The 15,961-nt window shown below is 69.8% G+C and carries 13 protein-coding genes and 1 tRNA gene; 8 read left to right on the top strand and 6 right to left on the bottom strand.

Features of this window, described 5'->3' with window-relative positions; translation table 11 throughout:
* The first annotated feature begins 150 nt into the window (after window positions 1-150).
* From motA to ABN401_RS00975, 5 genes are all read left to right on the top strand, one after another.
* Window positions 151-1,020 carry a flagellar motor stator protein MotA gene (gene motA, locus ABN401_RS00995; protein WP_349682946.1) on the top strand — a complete coding sequence of 290 codons (870 nt, stop codon included), beginning with the start codon at window positions 151-153 and terminating at the stop codon, window positions 1,018-1,020.
* 157 nt (window positions 1,021-1,177) lie between these two features.
* Window positions 1,178-1,462 carry a hypothetical protein gene (locus ABN401_RS00990; protein ID WP_349682945.1) on the top strand — a complete coding sequence of 95 codons (285 nt, stop codon included), beginning with the start codon at window positions 1,178-1,180 and terminating at the stop codon, window positions 1,460-1,462.
* Window positions 1,463-1,655: 193 nt separating this feature from the next.
* A complete protein-coding gene (locus ABN401_RS00985; RefSeq protein WP_349682944.1) occupies window positions 1,656-1,934 on the top strand; it encodes a hypothetical protein in 279 nt (92 codons plus the stop codon).
* Window positions 1,935-2,038: 104 nt separating this feature from the next.
* Window positions 2,039-3,790 (top strand): tRNA (5-methylaminomethyl-2-thiouridine)(34)-methyltransferase MnmC2, encoded by a 1,752-nt coding sequence (gene mnmC2 / locus ABN401_RS00980; RefSeq protein ID WP_349682943.1) that lies wholly within the window; start codon window positions 2,039-2,041, stop codon window positions 3,788-3,790.
* 41 nt (window positions 3,791-3,831) lie between these two features.
* Entirely contained in the window at window positions 3,832-4,245 is a 414-nt protein-coding gene (locus tag ABN401_RS00975; protein WP_349682942.1) for a hypothetical protein, read from the top strand.
* Here ABN401_RS00975 and scpA read toward each other — a convergent pair.
* From scpA to ABN401_RS00945, 6 genes are all read right to left on the bottom strand, one after another.
* Window positions 4,242-6,386, bottom strand: coding sequence for a methylmalonyl-CoA mutase (gene scpA, locus ABN401_RS00970; RefSeq protein ID WP_349682941.1), 2,145 nt, complete (start codon window positions 6,384-6,386; stop codon window positions 4,242-4,244). The genes ABN401_RS00975 and scpA overlap by 4 nt on opposite strands.
* Before the next feature lie 156 nt (window positions 6,387-6,542).
* Window positions 6,543-7,931 carry a methylmalonyl-CoA mutase family protein gene (locus ABN401_RS00965; protein ID WP_349682940.1) on the bottom strand — a complete coding sequence of 463 codons (1,389 nt, stop codon included), beginning with the start codon at window positions 7,929-7,931 and terminating at the stop codon, window positions 6,543-6,545.
* 67 nt (window positions 7,932-7,998) lie between these two features.
* Window positions 7,999-9,357 (bottom strand): amidohydrolase family protein, encoded by a 1,359-nt coding sequence (locus ABN401_RS00960; RefSeq protein WP_349682939.1) that lies wholly within the window; start codon window positions 9,355-9,357, stop codon window positions 7,999-8,001.
* Window positions 9,357-10,838 (bottom strand): amidohydrolase, encoded by a 1,482-nt coding sequence (locus ABN401_RS00955; RefSeq protein ID WP_349682938.1) that lies wholly within the window; start codon window positions 10,836-10,838, stop codon window positions 9,357-9,359. The genes ABN401_RS00960 and ABN401_RS00955 overlap by 1 nt, the downstream gene beginning before the upstream one ends.
* Before the next feature lie 191 nt (window positions 10,839-11,029).
* Window positions 11,030-11,105: transfer RNA gene (locus tag ABN401_RS00950), tRNA-Ala, on the bottom strand.
* 160 nt (window positions 11,106-11,265) lie between these two features.
* A complete protein-coding gene (locus ABN401_RS00945) occupies window positions 11,266-11,733 on the bottom strand; it encodes a TIGR02300 family protein (protein ID WP_349682937.1) in 468 nt (155 codons plus the stop codon).
* A 135-nt stretch (window positions 11,734-11,868) separates the two neighbouring features.
* Here ABN401_RS00945 and aroA point away from each other — a divergent pair, with 135 nt between their 5' ends.
* The 3 genes from aroA (at window position 11,869) to rpsA (ending at window position 15,728) form a co-directional block, all read left to right on the top strand.
* Window positions 11,869-13,182 (top strand): 3-phosphoshikimate 1-carboxyvinyltransferase, encoded by a 1,314-nt coding sequence (gene aroA, locus ABN401_RS00940; RefSeq protein ID WP_432763508.1) that lies wholly within the window; start codon window positions 11,869-11,871, stop codon window positions 13,180-13,182.
* 37 nt (window positions 13,183-13,219) lie between these two features.
* On the top strand, window positions 13,220-13,876 hold the full coding sequence (locus ABN401_RS00935) for a (d)CMP kinase (RefSeq protein ID WP_349682936.1): 657 nt from the start codon (window positions 13,220-13,222) through the stop codon (window positions 13,874-13,876).
* A 148-nt stretch (window positions 13,877-14,024) separates the two neighbouring features.
* Entirely contained in the window at window positions 14,025-15,728 is a 1,704-nt protein-coding gene (gene rpsA / locus ABN401_RS00930; RefSeq protein WP_349682935.1) for a 30S ribosomal protein S1, read from the top strand.
* Window positions 15,729-15,961: the final 233 nt, after the last annotated feature.

Genomic DNA, 15,961 nt, shown 5'->3' with positions numbered 1-15,961 from the left:
GCTCAAAGTTAGCATAACCCCGAGCAATATAGGCCGATGACGGAGGGGTGCAAGGCCGTCACCGTGACGCGGGCGGCTCCCGGCCGACAGCAAGCCGCCGTTAAGCATTAACGGCCATGTTTGCGGCTCCTCTCGCGTCCCGGGCTCCTCATGTTCCAGATCATCGGCATCGTCCTGCTCTTCGGCATGGTGTTCGGCGGCTACACCATCGCCGGCGGCAAGATGGGGGTCATCCTGCACTCCCTGCCCTATGAGATGATGATGATCGGCGGCGCGGCGATCGCGGCCCTGGTGATGTCCAACGCGCCTTCGACGCTGAAGGGCGTCGGCGGCGGGTTCGCGCGGGTGTTCGCCGGACCCAAGTGGAAGAAGCAGGACTACAAGGACCTGCTGAGCCTGCTGTTCCAGCTGACCAAGACGATGAAGTCCAAGGGCGTGATCGCCCTGGAAAGCCACATCGAGAAGCCCGCCGAGAGCACCATCTTCCAGAAATACCCCAAGGTGCTGAAGGACCATTTCGCCACCGACTTCATCTGCGACACCCTGCGGATGATGACCATGAACCTGGAGGATCCTCACCAGATCGAGGACGCCATGGAAAAGCAGCTGGAGAAGCACCACCACGAGGCGTTGGAACCCGCCCACGCCCTGCAGAACATGGCCGACGCCCTGCCCGCCCTGGGCATCGTCGCGGCCGTGCTGGGGGTCATCAAGACCATGGCCGCCATCACCGAGCCGCCGGAAGTGCTGGGCGGCATGATCGGCGGCGCCCTGGTCGGCACCTTCCTTGGGGTGTTCCTGGCCTATGGTCTGGTCGGGCCGCTGGCCGCGCGCCTGACCGGAATCACCAACGCGGACGGCTCCTACTACAAGATCATCCAGTCGGTGCTGGTGGCGCACCTGCACGGCAACGCCGCCCAGATCTCGGTCGAGATCGGCCGGGGAGACATCCCCTCCTCGGCCCAGCCGTCGTTCGCCGAAATGGAAGAGGCTCTCTCCGCCGCGCCGACCGAGGCCTGACGGACGGCGCACAAGGACGATCACGGCGGCTCACGTCGCCGTGTAACCTCGTGATCGTTCCCGCCGAAGCCCCGGATGCGTCCAGGGTCCAACCGGGCCGAGGGCGATCTTCCATGGCCGGACACCGTCCGGACCGACCAATCCAGAGGGGTTCCCCATGTCCAACCGCAACCTGATCGCCGTGGTCGCCGCCTCGGCCGCCGCCCTGGCCCTGGCCGCCTGTCAGCCGGCCGCCGAAGAAAAGACCGAAGACGCCATGGCTCCGGCCGAAGGCGCCATGGCGCCCGCCGCTGACGGCGCGATGGCCCCGGCTGCCGATGCGATGGCTCCGGCCGCCGATGGCGCGATGGCGCCCGCCGCCGACGCCATGGCTCCCGCCGCCGACGGCGCGATGGCTCCGGCCGCCGACGCGATGGCGCCGGCCGAGAAGCCCGCCGCCTAAGCGACGCCTCCAGGACCGGGCCGCCTCGCGCGGCCCGGCTCCCTTCAGAGCACGCGCGAGGGTTACCCACGGCGCGGACACGAGCGATCACGAACGCGTGAGGAATTCGCTTGCGATTCCGCTCACGATCTCGTTATGTCGCCGTGACGGGGATTCATGACCCCGTTTGAACCCCTTCTGAAGGATACACATCATGCGCATCGTCGCTCTGATCGCCGCTTCGGCCGCCGCTCTGGCCCTGGCCGCCTGCCAACCCGCCGCCGAAGAAACCGCTGCTGACGCCTCGGCCGACGCCGCTGCCGCCGCCGACACCGCCACGGACGCCGCCGCGACCGCCGACGCCGCCGCCGCTGACGCCGCTGCCGCCGCTGGCGACGCCGCTGCCGCCGCTGGTGCCGCCCCCGCCGCCGACGCCGCCATGGCCCCGGCCGCCGACGCGATGGCCCCGGCTGCTGAAAAGCCCGCCGCCTAAGACCTTTCGGTCTTCAGTCGCTTCGACGGGCTCACGCCCGTCGGGAGAAGGGGTCGCCTCGGCGGCCCCTTTTTCTTTGCCCGCTCTCCTGCTTAGGACCCGTCATGAGCGGTGACCGCGATCCTCGACTGGTCTGGACCGATGCGGGCGAACCCCGCTCTGGCCGGTTCGATGACGTCTATTTCTCCGCCGAGGACGGGCTTGCGGAAAGTCGTGCGGTGTTCCTCAGGGGCTGCGACCTGCCGAATGCCTGGCACGGTCGCGACCACTTCACAGTGGCCGAACTGGGGTTCGGGACCGGGCTGAACATCGTCGCCCTGCTGGACCTGTGGAAACGGACTCGGCCAGAGGGTGCCCGCCTGACCCTCTTTTCCATTGAGGCCTACCCCCTCGGTGTCCAGGAGGCCCGGCGCGCCCTGGCGCAATGGCCGGAGGTGGCCGAGGCTCGCGACGCTCTGCTGGCAAACTGGCCGCCGCCGACGCCCGGGTTCCACCGAATCGATCTGCCCACTTTCGATGCCGTGCTCGATCTTGCGATGGGCGATGCCGCGTGGGCTCTGGATCAGTGGACCGGCCGGGCCGACGCCTGGTTCCTGGACGGTTTCGCACCGTCGACCAATCCACAGATGTGGTCCGACGCCGTGCTGGACGGGATCGCCGCCCGGTCCGCGCCGGACGCCCGCCTGGCGACCTTCACCGTCGCCGGGGCCGTGCGACGGGGATTGGCCGAGCGAGGATTCACCGTCGACAAACGCCCCGGCCACGGCAGGAAGCGCGAGCGGCTGGAGGGACGCAGGCCCGGTCCCGCCCCCGGCGCGCGTCCCCGGCCGAGGGTGGCGGTGATCGGGGCGGGCATCGCGGGGGCCTCCGTGGTGCGCGCGCTGACGGCCGAAGGAATCCGGCCCGTTGTGATCGAGGCCGAGGGGCCGGGGGCCGGGGCCTCCGGCTTTCCGGCGGCCCTGGTCACTCCACGCTTCGACCTGGGGGATGGAGCGATCGCCGCCCTGTTCGCCCAGGCCCTGGAGCGGGCGGGGGGCCTGTATCGCGCGATACCGGGGGCCGTGGTCGCCGAGGGTGTGCGCCAGCGGCCCGCCACAGACCGGGACACCGGCCGCTTCGCCCGCATCGCCGATCAGCCGATCTGGCCGCGGGAATCCATGACGCTTCAGGATGACGGCTCCCTGGCCATGGCGGAGGCCCTGACCGTGCATCCGGCGATGATCCTAGGGGACTGGCTTCAGGGCGTCGAACGGCTGGCCTGGCGGATTGGGGACATCCGGGCGGATGGTGATGGCTGGATCGTCACGGCCGGGAAGGGCCAAACGCTCCGGGCCGACGCCGTGGTGCTCGCCGCGGGCTGGGGCGTGAGCCCACTGGCGCAGGATCTCGCCCTGTCGCCGGTGCGCGGCCAGGCGGACTGGGTTCAGGCCCCCTCGCCCGAGGCCGAGGCCTGGGGCGGCTATGTCGCGCCGACGCCCGACGGCTTCCTGTTCGGGGCCACCCATGACCGGAGCGACGTCGGAACCGAGGTCCGCGCAGCCGACACGCAGCGGAATCTGGCCTCACTGGCCACCCGGTCGCCCGACCTGGCTGCGGCGGCTGTGGCGGGCCCGGGTCAGGCCCGCGCGGCGGTGCGGGCCACGACGCGAGACCGGCTGCCCCTGACCGGGGCGGTCGGTGATCGACCGGGACTGTTCGTCCTGGGCGGACTGGGCTCGCGGGGGTTCTGCCTGGCACCGCTGCTGGCCGAACATGTGGCGGCCCTGATCCTGGATCGGCCTTCGCCCCTGCCCAGGGCCGTGGTTGAACGAGTGTCGCCGGCGCGTCCGGCCGCGCGGACCGTCCCGGAACCTTGACCCCGGGGCGGGGCTTTCGCAGGGTGACCCCGGAGGTTCCCATGACCATCACCCGCGCCCGTCTCGCCAGTCTGATCCTTGCGGCCACTGGCGTGGCCGTCGCTGCGTGCGCCCCGACCGACGGGGCCGCGCCCGTGCCCGGACAGGGCAGCGGCCAGGTCTGTTTCTTCCCGCGTCAGGTGACCAACTTCCGCTTCGCCGACGCCGACACCGTCTATGTTCGGTCGGCCCGCCGCGACGTCTATCGCCTGGCGACCACGGGCTGCCTGGACGGCGAGGCCTCCATATCGATCGCCCTCTTGCCCTTGGGCGGGGGCTCGCGCCTGTGTCCCGGCGACCGGGTCGATATCGTCCTGTCGTCGAACACGATCGGCCAGAACCCCTGCCGGGCCCGGGTCGAGGACCGTTTGACCGAGGCCGAGGTCGAGGCCCTGCCGGATCGCGACCGACCCTAGGCCCTTTGGGCGTAGCCCAGACGCGCGTTCAGCCGGTTGATCAGGTCGATGGCGGTCTCGGCGATGACGGAGCCGGGCGGATAGACGGCGGCCGCCCCCATGTCGATCAGGGTCTGGACGTCGGACGGCGGAATCACCCCCCCGATGGTGATCATGATGTCCGGCCGCCCCAGCTGCTCCAGCTCCGCCTTCAGCTCGGGCAGGAAGGTCAGGTGCCCGGCCGCCAGCGACGAGGCGCCCACGACGTGGACGTTCTTGTCAACCGCGTCCTTCGCGGCCTCAGCCGGCGTCTGGAACAGGGGCCCGGCGGTGACGTCGAAGCCGAGGTCGCCATAGGCGGTGGCGACGACCTTCTGGCCCCGGTCGTGACCGTCCTGGCCCAGTTTGGCGATCAGAATGCGCGGCGGCCCGCCGTCGTTCTCGACGAAGGCGGCGACCATGTCGCGAGCTCTGGAGACGCGGGCGTCGGACCCGGCGGCCCGGCCATAGACCCCCGAGACGGTTTCGACCGTGGCGACGTGGCGACCGAAGGCGGCCTCCAGCGCGTCGGACATCTCGCCGACCGTCGCATGGGCCCGGGCGGCGCGGACGCACAGTTCGAGCAGGTTTTCAGTCCCGCGCGCGCCTTCGGTCAGGGCCGACAGGGCCGCCTGGACCGCCGCCTCGTCGCGCTCGGCGCGCAGGCGCTGCAGCTTCTCGATCTGGCGGACGCGGACCTCGGCGTTGTCGACCTTCAGCACCGGGATGTCGTCGGGCGTGTCCGACAGATAGCGGTTGACCCCCACCACCGTCTGCTGGCTCGTGTCGATCCGGGCCTGGGTGCGGGCGGCGGCCTCCTCGATGCGGCGTTTGGGCAGTCCGGCCTCGATGGCCTTGGCCATGCCGCCCAGTGAGGCGACCTCGGCCATGTGGGCTCGGGCCCGCTCGGCCAGATCGTGGGTCAGGCGCTCGACGAAGAAGCTGCCGCCCCACGGGTCGATGACCCGCGTCAGGCCGGTCTCAAGCTGGAGCAGCAGCTGGGTGTTCCTCGCGATCCGGGCCGAGAAGTCGGTCGGCAGGGCCAGGGCCTCGTCCAGAGAGTTGGTGTGCAGCGACTGGGTCTGGCCCCCCGCCGCCGCCATGGCCTCGACCATGGTGCGGGGGACGTTGTTGAACACATCTTGTGCGGCGAGGCTCCACCCCGATGTCTGGCAGTGGGCGCGAAGGGACAGGCTGCGCGGGTCCCTGGGCGCGAACTCGGCCTGGACCGCTTCGGCCCATAGCAGGCGGCTGGCCCTCAGCTTGGCCACCTCCATGAAGTAGTCCATTCCGACGGCCCAGAAGAAGCTCAGGCGCGGCGCGAACCGGTCCACGTCCATGCCCGCCGCCACGCCCGCGCGGATGTATTCCAGCCCGTCGGCCAGGGTGTAGGCCAGCTCCAGATCGGCGGACGCCCCGGCCTCCTGCATGTGGTAGCCGCTGATGGAGATGGAGTTGAACTTCGGCGTTTCCTTCGCCGTCCACTCGAAGATGTCCGACACGATCCGCATCGAGGGCGCCGGCGGATAGATGTAGGTGTTGCGGACCATGAACTCCTTGAGGATGTCGTTCTGGATGGTGCCGGTCAGGGCGGCGTGCCCCACGCCCTGCTCCTCGGCCGCGACGACGTAGAGGGCGAGGACCGGCAGGACGGCACCGTTCATGGTCATCGACACCGACATCTGGTCCAGCGGGATGCCGTCGAACAGGGTCCGCATGTCCAGGATGGAATCGATCGCGACGCCCGCCATGCCGACGTCGCCCGCCACGCGCGGATGATCGGAATCGTAACCCCGGTGGGTGGCCAGGTCGAAGGCGATCGACAGCCCCTTCTGACCCGCCGCGAGGTTCCTCCGATAGAAGGCGTTCGACGCCTCGGCGGTGGAGAAGCCCGCGTACTGGCGGATGGTCCAGGGGTTGGACGCATACATGGTCGGATAGGGCCCGCGCACATAGGGCGCGAAGCCGGGCAGACCGTCGGCGTGGGCGACGCCTTCGAGCCCGTCGGGGCCATAGGCGGGGGCAATATCGATGCCCTCGGGCGTCGGGACGGCGGTGCCCGTGGGGGCGTCAAGCGGCGACAGGTCGAGCGAAGCGCGGGTCAGGTCGGGATGCTCAGACATCGGCCCCTCCCCCTGCTCCGCTCATCCCGGCGAAAGCCGGGACCCAGTCCTTGAGTAGAGCAGGATGGGTCGATTGATGGCTGCGGCGCCGCCCCGCCGCCCGTGCTCCCAAAGCACTGGGTCCCGGCTTTCGCCGGGATGAGCGGAAGAAATAGGTCATGCTACCTCTCCCTCGAAGGTCTCAGCCCAGCGGACGGGGGTCAGGAGCCTGCAGCGGTCGCCGTCGCCGGGAGCTGAAGGCGGCGGAGCGTCCTCGACCGAGACTGGCCGGACGTCGGCGTCCACGAACTTCGTGACCCCCACCAGATGCACCCCTCCGTCCTGATAGGTCTTCAGCAGAGCCTCGCGGCTCCGCGCCACGCGTTGCTGGATCGCGCCGCCATGGAGTGAGGCGATCAGGCCGCCTTCGCGCTCGATCTTCTGGAACTCGGCCCAGCCGACCTCGGCGAGATCGCGGGTTCGGTGGTCAAGGAACCAGGATCCAGCGGCCGGATCGGCGACGCGGCCGAGACGCGCCTCCTCCATCAGGACCAGCTGAGTGTTCCTCGCCTGCCGCCGGGCGAAGGCGTCGGGACGACCGCGCGCGCGGGAAAAGCCGTCCAGCACCACGGCCTCGGCCCCACCGACGGCACCGGCGAACCCGGCGGCGGTCAGGCGCAGCAGGTTGGGCCAGGGGTCGGTCGCGGCCAGCATCCGCCGTGAGGACCGCGCCTCGATGACGGCGGGCGTCTCGTGGCCCAAGGCACGGCTGAGCGAGCGCCACATCAGCCGGAGCGCCCGGACCCTGGCCAGGCTGTCGAAATACTCGGCGTCGACGCTGACCCCCAGCACCGTGCCCCCCAGCGCGCGCTCGACGGACAGGCCCGCGTCTACGGCCGCGCGGACATAGGTCGCGGCGGCGGCGGCGGCGAAGCCCAGCTCCTGCCCCGCCGACCCGCCGGCCTCGTGCGCCGCGCGGCCCGTGGCGAGGAAAAAGGTCGCTTCCGGATAGGCCCCGGCATGGCGGGCGGCGGTGTTGGCGGCCAGCTCGACGTGGGCCGCGATGGGCCGTGGTGATCCACCGGCCGTGGCGAAGGCGGTCAGGGGGTCCATGTGAAACAGCAGCCGGGCGCGGGGCGACCCCTTGGCGGCGACGGCCAGGGCGTTGGCGGCGTCCGGCCCGTCGATCCCGGCGTGAAGCGCGACCGGGGCCAGTTCCATCGACACGCCGTTCAGGGCGCGGGACAGGGGCTCGGAGTCAGACAGCACCGCGCCCGCCAGGATGACCGACGCCGCCCCGCCTTCGAGGTCGGTCAGGACGGCGGCGTTGACGGCTTCGGGGTCGTCGCCTTCGACCAGGGTCCGCAGGTCCCAGGGGCGGCCGTCGGCGCCGACGGCGCGGGGCGCGAAGACAGCGTCTGCCGCATTGGCGCGGCCATAGAGTGGACGGATCGTCAGGCCGTCGGCGTCGAGGTGGACCAGCCCCTCCAGCGCCCTGCCCTTCAATGCCTTTTCCGCCTCCGCGCGCCAGTCGGTCGGCGTTGGGATGGGGAAGGGCTGGGTCAAGGCGGGCTCCAGGAAATGGCGAGGCGGCCCTTTTGCGACCGCCCGGCCGTCTCGTCCAGAGCGGGCGCTAGTTCCCGTAGGCCAGCGGCAAGCCACCCGCCGGACGGCCGCCGTTGCGATAGCGGTCGCGCAGCAGGATCTGACGGCTATTCAGGGTCTGCTCCTGGCCATTGATGAACTGGGCCGTGACCGAGCTCAGCGGCTCCAGCGGGTCGCCGTCCCAGACCACCACATCGGCGGCGGCCCCGGCACGCAGCTCTCCGAATTGTCCGCCCATACCGAAGATGCGCGCCGGATTGACCGTCAGGGCCGCGATGGCCGCCTCGAACGGCAGGCCGTGCGAGACGGCGTTGCCGGCGTTGAAGCGGGCCTCGCGCGCGCGGTGGACGCCATTGCCCTTGATGGCGATGACCACGCCCGCCGCGTTCAGGACGGCCGCGTTTTCCATCCTCGCCGCCCGGGTCTCGAGGCTGCCGGGCAGGTTGTCGATGGGGTTGAGCAGAACCGGCACGTCGGCCGCCGCGATCTGTGACGCGACCAGCCAGCCCTCGTCGGCGCCGTCCAGGATCAGGTCGATGTCCTCCTCATCGGCCAGACGCAGCACCTGCAGGATGTCGGCGGCGCGGCGCACGGTGACTATCAGAGGCATGTCGCCGTTGGCCACGGGGATCAGGGCCTCCAGATCGGCCCGCGACAGCGACAGGTCGCGCACAGCCGCCCGGTCATAGGCCGCGCGGTTGCGGGCATAGAGGCGGACCTCGGCCAGCGTCTCCTTGAACTGGACGAACTGGGCGCCGCGCGCGCCCCCCGCGATGCCGGCCCCGGCCTCGCCGAAGGGGGCCACCATGGCGATGCGCGGCCGCACCAGGATGTCGGTTCCGGCCGCCAGATGGATCACCGAGGCCTGTCCGGCGAACAGGCTGGGCGACTGAAGGCCCGCCGAGCCGACCCCGGCGAAGTCCGAGTCGTCGACGTGGTGAGAATGGCCGTCGCCGCCGCCCGAGCCGGGATGGTTGGGGATCACCACCGCGCGGGTGATGCCACCCAGCCGGGCGACCGGCAGGGTGAAGGACCAGGGGTCGAGGCCGTAGCTGACGTCGAACGAGGCCGAAATGGTGTTGGCGCTGTTTGACAGATCGTCCGAGCCGCCGACCGAGGAGATCTCCGACGCGCCGAGACCGGCGTCTACGGCGACCAGACCGGGCGTGACGACCGCCCCTTGGGCGTCGATCACACGGGCGCCGGACGGGGCGGCACCCGTTCCGACCGAGACGATGCGGCCGTTCTGGATGACCACCGTGCCGTTCTCGATGACCGAGGTCCCGGTCAGGACCCGCCCGCCTGTGATGGCGGTCAGGTCCTGTGCGAGCGTCGGGGCGGCGGCCAGGGTGGCGGCCGTGGCGAGGAGCGAGATGAGGCGGCGCATCAGCGGGCTCCCGGAGCGATGTTGGCGGCGGCGATGCCGAAGCCGGGCTGGCCCAGCTCGAAGTCGGACAGGGGCTGGTAGCGCGGGTCCATGCGGTCGAAGGTCAGGGCTCCGTCGATGAAGACCTGGTCGGCGCGGGCATAGACGCTGAAGGGGTTGGCGCTCCAGATCACGACGTCGGCGCGCTTGCCGGGTTCCAGCGAGCCGGTCTCGTCGGCGATGCCGATCGAGCGGGCGGCGTTGGAGGTGATCCAGCTGATGGCCCGCTCTTCGGAGATATTGATGCCCGCCCGGCGTCCGGCGGCGACGGCGGCGGCCACTTCCTGGTTCAGGCGCTGGGTCAGCTGGGCGTCGTCGGAATGGATGACGGCGCAGGAGCCGGGGGCCTGGTCGACCAGGGCGGCGTTCTCCTCGACCCCATCCAGGGCCTCCATCTTGAAGCCCCACCAGCCGGTCCACATGTCGGCGCAGATGCCCGCCTCGGCCAGCTGCGGCGCCAGCTTGTAGGCCTCGATGGCGTGGTGGAAAGCGGTGATGCGGAAGCCGAACTCGTCAGCGATGTCCATCATCACGGCCATCTCGTCGGCACGATAGCAGTGATTCTGGACCATGATCGAGCCGTCCAGCACGCCCGCCAGGGTCTCGTTCTGCAGGTTGCGGGTCGGCGGGCTGCCCTCGCCGGTCTCGCGCCACTTGTCCCATTTGTCGCGATAGTCCTGGGCCGCGATGAAGGCCGCGCGATAGCCGGCGACATTGCCCATGCCCGTCGCCGGGCTCTGGTTGCGGCCGCCGTAGACGCGCGACGGATTCTCGCCGCAGGCCATCTTCACGCCGTAGGGCGCCTCGGGGAATTTCATACCCTGCATGGTCACCGAGGGAATGTTGCGGACCGTGACCGACCGCCCGCCGAACAGGTTGGCCGATCCAGGCAGGATCATCAGGGTCGTTACGCCGCCCGCCCGGGCGGTGTTGAAGCCGGGGTCCTGGGGCCAGATGGAGTGTTCGGCCCAGACCTGGGCGGTGTTCGGGCTGGTCGCCTCGTTGCCGTCGCTCATGCCGGTCACGCCCGGCGAGGGATAGACGCCGAGGTGGCTGTGCACATCGATGATGCCCGGCGTCACGAACCGGCCGCGCGCATCAACCACGCGGTGGCCGCCGGGGACCGGGGTGTCGGCCCCGCCGACGACGGCGACGCGGCCATCGGTGACGATGACGACGCCGTTCTCGATCCGCTGATCGGTGCCGGTGAAGACCGTGGCGCCCACGATGGCCATGTTCTCGCGCGGCAGGGGCGCATAGGTCGAGGGGAAGGGATCGGGATTGGCGGCGTAGTCGAGGCCGGCCGGCAGGGCGCGCGCCTGACGCGAGGGACTCTGGGCCTGCCCGGACCCGGACCCGTCCTCGGTGGTGGCGCAGGCGGACAGCGCGAACGCGCAGGCGACCACGGCGAGGCTGGGCCCCCGCAAGGAACGACGGAACATGAAAACCCTCCCCTGTCGCGCCACGCCGCGCGGAACCGGAGGATTACAAGGGCTTCAAAACCCGTCCGTCAAAGGCGGAAACATTACAAGTCTGTAAGAAGCGGAAGTCCGGGCGTCCGGCGCGCCCTCGGGCCGGGTCGGGACCGCGCAAGCAAAGGGGGCCAGCAGTCGCCTGCTGGCCCCCTGGAAACTGGTGGAGCTTAGCGGAGTCGAACCGCTGACCTCTTGCATGCCATGCAAGCGCTCTACCAACTGAGCTAAAGCCCCGAACCTTTCGGCCCGATCGGCCGGGGAAACACTGCCCCCCGGCGAGGCGGCGGAAACTATGTCAGGCCCTATTGGCGATCAAGCCCGCCTGAACCATTTATTTTCGCCGCCTTGAAGGGTCACCGGAGCGGCTCGAAAGCCGCCCCGGCGAACGGTTCGATCAGTCGTCGTCCTTGCCTTTCTTGACCACGTCTTCGTCGAAGGCGTCGTCGTCCTCGTCCTCGATGAAGGGCACGGAATCGTCGTCGTCGTCGTCGGCCAGGACATCGTCGTCGTCATCGCCGTCGCTGGCGCCCATGCCGGGGGCGTCGGGGGCGTCGGCGGCGTCGTCGTCCTCGTCGTCCGGCGTCAGGATCGGCTCGTGGCCCTCCTGGTCGATCTCGGGGGTGGCGACGGCCTCGTCCTCGTCATCCTCGTCGTCGGTCGCCTTCTTCTCGACGACCTGATCCTCGGCCTCGTCGGCCGGGTAGCCTCCGGGACGACCGCGCCGGCTGCGCAGCTTGATGGCCTCTTCAGGATCGAATTCGGTGTCGCATTTGGGGCAGTGGGCAGGGCGACGGCCCAGGTCGTAGAACTTCGCCTGGCAGTTCGGACAGACCTGCTTGGCGCCAAGTTTGGGATCGGCCACGGGGGTGGAGCCTTTGGCTGGTGGGGTGGGATTTCGGGCGCGTCCCTTGCCACCCCCCGGGGCCGCTGTCAAAAGCCCTGTTCGGCCTGACCGCGAGGTCGGCGATCCCCTCAGCCAGCCCGGAGCCCGACGCGGGTGAGCGACGCCCCCCATCTGACCGCGCGTCGTGCCGGCCCCCTGACCGGAACCGTGCGGGCCCCCGGCGACAAGTCGATGTCCCACCGCTCCATGATCCTGGGGGCGATGGCGACGGGCGTGACCGAGGTCGAGGGCCTGCTGGAAGGCGACGATGTCATCGCCACCGCCCGCGCCGCCGAGGCGTTCGGCGCGACGGTGGAGCGCCTCGGTCCCGGCCGCTGGCGGGTGATCGGCCGGGGCGGCCTCGCCTCGCCTTCGGGCGTCATCGACTGCGGCAACGCCGGGACCGGGGTGCGGCTCCTGATGGGAGCGGCGGCGGGATATGGCCTGACCGCGACCTTCGACGGCGATGCCTCTCTGCGCGGGCGGCCCATGGGGCGGGTGACGGATCATCTGGAGCGGATGGGTGCGCGGTTCGACTGGAGCGGCAAGCCGGGCCTCCTGCCCGCCACCCTGAACGGCGGCGGCCTGACGGCGATCGACCATGTGCAGACGGTGGCCTCTGCCCAGGTCAAGTCGGCGATCCTGCTGGCCGGGTTGAACGCCGACGGCGTCACCTCGGTCACCGAGCCCGAGCGGAGCCGCGATCACACCGAGCGGATGCTCCGCGCCTTCGGCGTGACGGTCGATGTCCAGGAGCAGGGCGGAGGCTGGATCATCCGGCTGGCGGGCGGTCAGCGGCTGACGGGCACCGCCGTCGCCGTTCCGGGCGATCCTTCGTCGGCGGCCTTTCCGCTGGCGGCCGGACTGATCGTCCCCGGGTCGTCGGTGACGGTCGAAGGCGTGATGCTGAACCTCTTGCGAACCGGCTTGTTCGAGACCTGGCGCGAGATGGGGGCGGACCTGACCATCGCCAACCGGCGCGTGGCCGGCGGCGAGGACGTGGGCGACATCACGGCGCGGCACTCCGTTCTGAAGGGCGTCGTGGTGCCGGAGACGCGCGCCGCCGCCATGATCGACGAATACCCGATCCTGGCCGCCACGGCCGCCTTCGCCGAGGGGGTCACCGTCATGCGCGGCGTGGGCGAGATGCGCGTCAAGGAGAGCGACCGCATCCGGTTGATGGTCGACGGGCTGCGCGCCTGCGGCGTTGCGGTCGAGGAGGAGCCGGAGGGCTTCATCGTCACCGGCGGTCGCGTGCCGGGCGGCGCGACCGTCCACACCGCCCACGACCACCGCATCGCCATGAGCCACCTGGTGCTGGGGCTGGGGGCCGAGAACGCCGTGACAGTCGACGAGCCGGAGATGATCGCGACCAGCTTTCCGGGGTTCGTCGAGATGATGCGAGGACTGGGCGGGGACGTCGCATGAGGCGTCCAGTGCGCCGCCGTGCTAGCGATACTGGGTCATGACCCGCTCTCTCGTCATTGCCGTCGATGGACCCGCCGCCTCGGGTAAGGGGACCATCGCCTCGCGCCTCGCAGCGCATTACGGCCTGCCGTTCCTCGATACGGGCCTTCTGTACCGCGCCGTCGGACTGGGCGTGATCTCCGGTGGGGGTGATTTGGGCGATGCGGCGGCGGCGGAAGCGGCGGCCCGGGCCCTGGCTCCCGACCGGTTGTCCGATGCTGACGCCCTGACCAGCGGAGATGCGGGCGAAGCGGCCAGCCGGGTCGCCGGCTATCCCGGCGTCCGCGCCGCCCTGCTGGACCTGCAACAGGCCTTCGCCCGCCAGCCCGCCGGTGCCGTGCTGGACGGTCGTGACATCGGCACAGTGATCGCCCCGGACGCCGTCGCCAAGCTGTTCGTCACCGCCACCCCCGAGGTCCGCGCGCGCCGGCGCTGGCGTCAGTTGAACGAGCGCGGCGACCTCATCGCCTATGAGGCCATGCTGGCCGACATCCTGCGGCGCGACGAGCGGGACGCCGGACGGGGCGCGGCCCCCATGGTCCAGGCTCCGGACGCGGTCTTGCTCGATACGACCGAGATGGATATAGAGGCGGCCTTCGATGCGGCCCGCCGTATCGTCGAGGCGGCGCGCGCGAAATACGGCCTTTCGGCCTGATCGCAAATCCAACGCGCCATCCTCGGCCTCCGCGGGCGTTCTGGCACCGATCGCCTCGCCTTCGACGACCTGATTACCCTTGAAACATTCACCTCGCGCGGGGCCGTTCGGTCGCGCGCCACAGCCCTATCGGAAACACCAGAGCTTCATGTCTGATACCCTCAACCCCATGCGCGACGATTTCTCGGCGCTGCTCGACGAACAACTGCAAGGCCGCGATCTCGGCGAAGGCCAGGTCGTGCACGGCCGCGTCGTCGGCATCGAAAAAGACATCATCATCATCGACGTCGGCCTGAAGACCGAGGGCCGCATCCCGGCCCGCGAGTTCGGCATCGGCGAAGGCGCCGTGATCCCCAAGCTGGGCGATGACGTCGAAGTCTATCTGGAGCGCGTCGAGAACGCCCTGGGCGAAGCGGTCATCAGCCGTGACAAGGCCCGCCGCGAGGAAGCCTGGACGCGTCTGGAAGTCGTGTTCGCCGACGGCCATCCGGTCAACGGCACCATCGTGGGCCGCGTGAAGGGTGGCTTCACCGTCGACCTGGGCGGCGCCTCGGCCTTCCTGCCCGGCTCCCAGGTCGACATCCGTCCGGTGCGCGACGTCGGCCCGCTGATGGGCAAGGAACAGCCGTTCCAGATCCTGAAGATGGACCGCCCGCGCGGCAACATCGTCGTCTCGCGTCGCGCTATCCTGGAAGAGGCCCGCGCCGAACAGCGCACCGAGCTGGTCGGCCAGCTGCAAGAGGGCGAAGTCCGCGACGGCGTCGTCAAGAACATCACCGACTACGGCGCGTTCGTGGACCTGGGCGGCATCGACGGCCTGCTGCACGTCACCGACATGAGCTGGAAGCGCGTCTCGCACCCGTCGCAAGTCCTGGCGGTCGGCGACACGGTCAAGGTCCAGATCGTCAAGATCAATCCGGACACCCAGCGCATCAGCCTGGGCATGAAGCAGCTGCAGTCGGATCCGTGGGACGGCGTCGAAGCCAAATACCCGCCGGGCGCCAAATATACCGGCCGCATCACCAACATCACCGACTACGGCGCGTTTGTTGAGCTGGAAGCCGGGGTCGAGGGCCTGGTGCACGTCTCGGAAATGTCCTGGACCAAGAAGAACGTTCACCCGGGCAAGATCGTCTCGACCTCGCAGGAAGTCGATGTGGTCGTGCTGGATGTCGACGCCTCCAAGCGCCGCATCTCGCTGGGCCTGAAGCAGGCCCAGGACAATCCGTGGGACGCCTTCGTGGCCAACAACCCGATCGGCTCCACCGTCGAGGGCGAGGTCAAGAACGCCACCGAGTTCGGCCTGTTCATCGGCCTGGACAACGACATCGACGGCATGGTGCACCTGTCCGACCTGGACTGGAACGTCTCGGGCGAAGAGGCCATCCAGCGCTATCGCAAGGGCGAGATGGTCAAGGCCAAGGTGCTGGACGTCGACGTCGAGAAGGAACGCGTCTCGCTGGGCATCAAGCAGCTGGGCGGCGATCCGGTCGGCGACGGCGACACCTACAAGAAGGGCCAGACCGTCACCGTGACCGTCACCTCCATCGAGACGGGCGGCATCGAGGTCAAGTTCGGCGAGGACGACGCCCCGGTGTCCAGCTTCGTGCGCAAGTCGGACCTGAGCCGCGACCGCAACGAGCAGCGTCCGGAGCGCTTCGCCGTGGGCGACCGCGTCGATGCCCAGATCACCGGCGTCGACAAGGCGACGCGTCGCGTTTCCGTCTCGATCAAGGCCCTGGAAATGGCCGACGAGAAGGAAGCCATCGAACAGTTCGGATCCTCGGATTCGGGCGCCTCGCTGGGCGACATCCTGGGGGCCGCCCTGCGCGAAAAGGCCGGCAAGGAGTAGTCGAACCCGAGGGTTCGAATTCAAGGCACTGATCCGGTGACGGATATTGTAGGCGGCCGGAGCGATCCGGCCGCCTCTTTCTTTGCTCGCGGAATCCGTATGCGGTTTGTGGAATTAACGCTCTTTGGCCGCCCCAATCCGTCGATCAGGCCTTTTTCGCCCGGCGGGCGAAGGCTAGGGTGCCCTGGCAACCGGATTGAAGTTGCACCCGTATATGCTCTCCAGAGCAGGAA

This window comes from Brevundimonas aurifodinae (genome assembly GCF_040195595.1).
In the GTDB taxonomy this organism is placed as follows: domain Bacteria; phylum Pseudomonadota; class Alphaproteobacteria; order Caulobacterales; family Caulobacteraceae; genus Brevundimonas; species Brevundimonas aurifodinae.
This window is presented reverse-complemented; position numbering and strand designations above follow the sequence as displayed.

Excerpts from the sequence above, each read along its gene's own strand:
- ABN401_RS00955 (WP_349682938.1), bottom strand. The coding sequence starts at position 10,838 with ATGTTCCGTCGTTCCTTGCGGGGGCCCAGCCTCGCCGTGGTCGCCTGC.
- rpsA (WP_349682935.1), top strand. The coding sequence starts at position 14,025 with ATGTCTGATACCCTCAACCCCATGCGCGACGATTTCTCGGCGCTGCTC.
- mnmC2 (WP_349682943.1), top strand. The coding sequence starts at position 2,039 with ATGAGCGGTGACCGCGATCCTCGACTGGTCTGGACCGATGCGGGCGAA.
- ABN401_RS00935 (WP_349682936.1), top strand. The coding sequence starts at position 13,220 with ATGACCCGCTCTCTCGTCATTGCCGTCGATGGACCCGCCGCCTCGGGT.
- ABN401_RS00960 (WP_349682939.1), bottom strand. The coding sequence starts at position 9,357 with ATGCGCCGCCTCATCTCGCTCCTCGCCACGGCCGCCACCCTGGCCGCC.
- ABN401_RS00975 (WP_349682942.1), top strand. The coding sequence starts at position 3,832 with ATGACCATCACCCGCGCCCGTCTCGCCAGTCTGATCCTTGCGGCCACT.
- ABN401_RS00990 (WP_349682945.1), top strand. The coding sequence starts at position 1,178 with ATGTCCAACCGCAACCTGATCGCCGTGGTCGCCGCCTCGGCCGCCGCC.
- motA (WP_349682946.1), top strand. The coding sequence starts at position 151 with ATGTTCCAGATCATCGGCATCGTCCTGCTCTTCGGCATGGTGTTCGGC.
- scpA (WP_349682941.1), bottom strand. The coding sequence starts at position 6,386 with ATGTCTGAGCATCCCGACCTGACCCGCGCTTCGCTCGACCTGTCGCCG.
- ABN401_RS00985 (WP_349682944.1), top strand. The coding sequence starts at position 1,656 with ATGCGCATCGTCGCTCTGATCGCCGCTTCGGCCGCCGCTCTGGCCCTG.